The 2,841-nt window shown below is 72.0% G+C and carries 3 protein-coding genes; 1 reads left to right on the forward strand and 2 read right to left on the reverse strand.

Translation table 11 applies throughout. The features are described 5' to 3' along the window. The first annotated feature begins 170 nt into the window (after positions 1–170). On the forward strand, positions 171–878 hold the full coding sequence (nth, locus tag FV228_RS25695) for an endonuclease III (RefSeq protein WP_147857129.1): 708 nt from the start codon (positions 171–173) through the stop codon (positions 876–878). 9 nt (positions 879–887) lie between these two features. Here nth and FV228_RS25700 read toward each other — a convergent pair whose 3' ends face one another. Both FV228_RS25700 and FV228_RS25705 read right to left on the reverse strand, forming a co-directional pair. After that, entirely contained in the window at positions 888–1,205 is a 318-nt protein-coding gene (locus FV228_RS25700) for an HPr family phosphocarrier protein (protein ID WP_147857130.1), read from the reverse strand. A 274-nt stretch (positions 1,206–1,479) separates the two neighbouring features. After that, on the reverse strand, positions 1,480–2,841 hold a 1,362-nt coding region (locus tag FV228_RS25705; RefSeq protein ID WP_187277907.1), incomplete at its 5' end, for a translocation/assembly module TamB domain-containing protein.

Genomic DNA, 2,841 nt, shown 5'->3' on the forward strand with positions numbered 1-2,841 from the left:
CGCATCGACCCGGCGCGCTGCGGCGGGCCTTGCTGCGCCGGGTCGATGCGATCGCAGTCGGTCTGTTCAACCTCGGCGCCGGCCCGGTGGCCTGGCGCCGGGCGCGGGGCTGAGCGGGGCCGTCAATCCGCCGCGTGTCGGGCCGGCCGTCGCCACCCTAGCTGGTCCGCATGGCGCGCGACACACTCCACGGCCTCCGGCCCAAACCCCGCCGGACCAAGGCCCCAGCGGCGCCCGCATCCCCCGGGGCGGCCGAGCGGGTCGAGGCCGTGATGGGGCGCCTCGCAGGCGCCGATCCGGACCCGAAGGCGGGGTTCGACGACACCGATCCGTTCCGGCTACTGGTCACCGTGCTGCTCTCGGCCCAGTCCACCGGCCCGACGGTGGCGCGCATCGCCGACGCGCTGTTCGCCCGGGCCAAGGATCCGGCGGGGATGCGGGCGCTGGGCGAGGCGGAGATCACCGACATCATCCGGCCGGTCGGGCTCGGGCCCTCGAAGGCACGTAACATCGTCAAGCTGTCCGCAGCCCTGATCGAGACCTACGGCGGCACGGTGCCGCGCAGTGCGGCAGAGATGCGCCTCCTGCCCGGCATCGGCCGCAAGAGCGCCGAGGTGACAGCGAACTTCGCGTTCCATGAGCCGGTGATCGCCGTGGACACCCATGTGTTCCGGGTCTCGAACCGGATCCCGCTGGCTTCCGGCGGCACCGTGGATGCGGTGGCCGACGGCCTCGCCCTCGCGGTGCCGGAGCGCTTCAAGGACGGCGCCCATGTCTGGCTGTTCCGGCACGGGCGCGACACCTGCACGGCCCGCAAGCCCGACTGCCCGCGCTGCCCGGTCTCGGATCTGTGCACGTGGCCCGGCCGGGAGATCTGAGCCGGCCTCCTACTCGTCCTCGCCAAACCGGTTCGCCAGCAGGGCCTCGATGCCGTCGAGGCAGGTCTGCGCATCGGGGCCGACCGCCGTGACGGCGATGCGGGTGCCCATGGCGGCGCCGAGCGTCAGCAGACCCATGATCGAGCGCCCGCCCACCGTCTCGCCAGCCCGGGTGACGGTCACCACGGCGTCGTAGCGTTCCACGGTCTGCACGAACTTCGCCGAGGCGCGGGCGTGGAGGCCGCGCCGGTTGATGATCGGCAGCATCCGCAGGAAGCCGCCCTCCGGAACCTCCGGATCGTCATCCGTCTCGAACAGCTCGTCCATCGCCCTTCGTGTTTCCCACCCGTACCGCAGCTGACCGCGCGGCTTGCTTCGACACCTAAGCAGACTTGGCCCGCGCGGCCAACGGATCTTCGGCCGAGCACTTTAAGCCGACGCAAGTTTTGAAGACAGAATTGCGCGGCCACCTGATGGGGCGCAGCCTGATCATTGGTCGAACGGTCTATGCGCATTCCCCCTCCACCGCAGAGGGGGGAGGAAGCGAGGGTGTCAGGTCTCGACAGTCAAATCCGCGAGCGCGAGGAGAAAGCCCCCGTCCCTACCACTCGTACTCCGCACCCACGCCCAAACTGGTGCGCCCGTCGCTTCCCGCCTCGCCCTTGAGCTTGATCCGGCGGGTGACATCGAAATCGACGCCGACGGCGGTGTCGGCGGGCTTGGCGCCGGCCTTCACGCCGACGGAGACCCGGTCCGAGATGTAGCGCGAGGCGCCGAGCGCCGGGCCGCCGCTGGCGCCCGTGGAGACGTCGAGGCTGTCGAGCCCGAGGCTCTTGCGGGCCTGCTCGAACACATCCGGCCCGGCGGCTCCGCCCGAGAGCTGCGCCACGGCCTGTGCCAGCTGCAGCGCCTGGAACGGCGACAGGCCTCCCGCGGCCTTCTTGAACAGCAGGCGTGACAGGATCTCGTCCTGGGGCAGCACCGGATCGGAGGTCAGGCTGAATTGCGGTGCGTCCGCATAGCCGCTCACCGCGACCCGGGCGGTGACGTCGCCGGCCTTGGTCTCGGCGGCGAAATCGAGTTCCGGCGTGGTCAGGCTGCCCGCGAAGGTCAGGTTGCCGCGGCTGAAATCGAGACGCTGCCCGACCAGCTGGAACACCCCGCGGCGCATGCCGAAGCCGCCGACCGCGTTCGGCGCCCGCGACGTTCCGGTGACTCGGAGCGATCCGCCGAGTTCGGCATCGATGCCGCGCCCGCGCACGAAGATCCGGCTCGGCGCCTCGATGCGCACGTCGAGGGTGGCGTCGAACGGCACGGCGGGTTTCTTCTGCCGTTTGCCGGGTGTGACGGCCGCCTTGCGGTCGGCCCGCAGCGCCAGCCGCGCCCGGACGTCGGGCGGCGTGTTGACGTGGCGCACGCCCGGCAGGGGCTTCACCGTTGAGGGCAGCCGATCGGGCACGGCCACGTCGATCGACACGATGTCGACCCGGCCGGCGATCCGCGGCGTCCGGGCCAGCGGGCCGGCCAGGGTGAGATCGACGCTCGACACCGCATTCATCAGCGGGCTGGAGACCAGCTCCGCCTTGTCGGCGGTGACATGGAACTGCCCGGGGAAATCCGGCTCCAGGGCGACCCGCCCTGTCACCGAGAGGCGGCCGCCGTTCCGGGCGGACGCCGTGAGGCTCTCGACCACGAGGCTGTCGCCGAGGCCGGTCACGCGCCCGTCGATCGCGGTCAGCCGGATGCCGTTGACCGGGTCGGTGAAGCTGCCGCCGCTCAGCACCGCCGAACCCTGGGCCTTGGGCGCCGCCAGGGTGCCGGTGACGCCACCGTCGATGGCGACCCGCCCGGTGACGCTCTGCCCGCCGGTGCTCAGCAACGTGTTGGCGAGGGACGCGTCGAGGGTGCCGCGGGCGCGCAGGTTGAGCGGGCCTCCGGCCTCGACGGGCAGCGAGCCCGCCAC

Source organism: Methylobacterium sp. WL18, assembly GCF_008040015.1.
Classification (GTDB): Bacteria; Pseudomonadota; Alphaproteobacteria; order Rhizobiales; family Beijerinckiaceae; genus Methylobacterium; species Methylobacterium mesophilicum.